The 1,503-nt window shown below is 67.3% G+C and carries 1 protein-coding gene; it reads right to left on the minus strand.

The window, feature by feature from the left end; genetic code table 11:
- Window positions 1–79: 79 nt before the first annotated feature.
- Window positions 80–1,423, minus strand: coding sequence for an IS1182 family transposase (locus J2Y58_RS20920; protein WP_310107438.1), 1,344 nt, complete (start codon window positions 1,421–1,423; stop codon window positions 80–82).
- Window positions 1,424–1,503: the final 80 nt, after the last annotated feature.

Genomic DNA, 1,503 nt, shown 5'->3' on the forward strand with positions numbered 1-1,503 from the left:
GAGGCTGTTGAAAAAGGCCTGCGCGAAAACGGCTTGGCGGATGGCTGGTGACATTGGTCACCGGAGGATACGCCGCGTATCAGGCCGGCCCGGCCTGCCGGGCTAGCAGCTGAAGGTTGTATGCCGCGGCGGCCATGGTGAACTCCTCGGCGGCTCCTGACAGGCCTCGCAGCTTGAGCGTTCGCAGCCCCAGGTTGCGTTTCAGGTGGCCGAACACGCGCTCGATCCGCTGTCTTCGACGCCGTGCGTGCACATAGGCGTCGGTGCCGGCAAGGGCGCGCACGGTATCGCGAGCTTCCTCGCTGACAAGCCGGGTGACACCCCGCTTCGGACCGATGGTGCATTGCGGCTTCAGCTCGCAGGCGGCGCAATCGGCCGGCCGGCTTCGGTAGACGCGCACCTGCTTGGTCCGGTTGGTGCCGCAATAGCCGAGCAGCTTGTCCGCCGGACAGCGGTAGGCATCCGCTTCCCGGTCGTAGCGGAAGGCATCCCTGGTGAAGAAGGCGTCCCGCTGGCGGGTCCGGTCGATGACCGGGATGTATGGCGTGATGTTCCGGCCGATCAACCAGCCAAGCAGCGGACCGCTACCATACGCCTTGTCGGCCGAGAGACTGGCGGGTTCGATGCCCAGCCTGGTGCCGGCGCGCGACACCAGAGTCCGGGTCGCCGCCACCTCGGCTGCGAAGCGGGCGGGCGTGGCCTCCACGTCGAGGATGCAGTCGGTGTCGAGGTCAAGCAGGGGGTTGATGGCGTATGCGTAGCGCGCCGGTCCGTGCTTGCAGGTGAGCGCCGCCTGCGGATCGGTCGGCGAGATGCTGGTCGGATCGACGGGCGCCGGTTCGTCGGGGTCCGGCGGCAAGGCGGCATCGAGCGCCGCCAGATATTCGGCGACGGGTCGCGATATGCTTTCCCTGGCACGAAGCTCGTCCGCAGCATCGGCCCCCTTCAGCTTCTTCTCACGGCTGGCGTCGGCCATGATCGTGCTGCCGTCCACCGCCAAGTCGCGCCCCGTTACCAGCCCGGCCGCGGCGCACCGCGCGACTACCTGCTCGAACAGCAGACGATGCAGGTCGCAGGTGCGGAAGCGGCCGTGCCGGTTCTTGGAGAAGGTGGAATGGTCAGGCACCCGGTCGGCCAGATCGAGCCGGCAGAACCAACGATAGGCGAGGTTGAGGTGCACCTCCTCGCACAGGCGGCGTTCCGAGCGGATGCCGAACAGGTAGCCAACCAGCAGCATCCTGAGCATTAACTCCGGGTCGATCGACGGTCGCCCGCTCGCGCTGTAGCTCGACGCCAGCGCCTCGCGCACGAAGCCGAAGTCCAACACGCCGTCGATGCGTCGGAGCAGGTGGTCGACCGGAACATGCTCATCGAGCCGGAAGCCGTAGAACAGCGCGCCCTGTGCCACCTGCCGACCCATCATGTCCGGGATCCCCCCACCGCCTTGCCGGAGTGAATCACGCCCTCGTCACCGTCGCAAGCAGCCGTTTTTCAACAGCCTCG

Source organism: Sphingomonas sp. BE138 (assembly GCF_031456125.1).
Classification (GTDB): Bacteria; Pseudomonadota; Alphaproteobacteria; order Sphingomonadales; family Sphingomonadaceae; genus Sphingomonas.

Excerpts from the sequence above, each read along its gene's own strand:
- J2Y58_RS20920 (WP_310107438.1), bottom strand. The coding sequence starts at position 1,423 with ATGATGGGTCGGCAGGTGGCACAGGGCGCGCTGTTCTACGGCTTCCGG.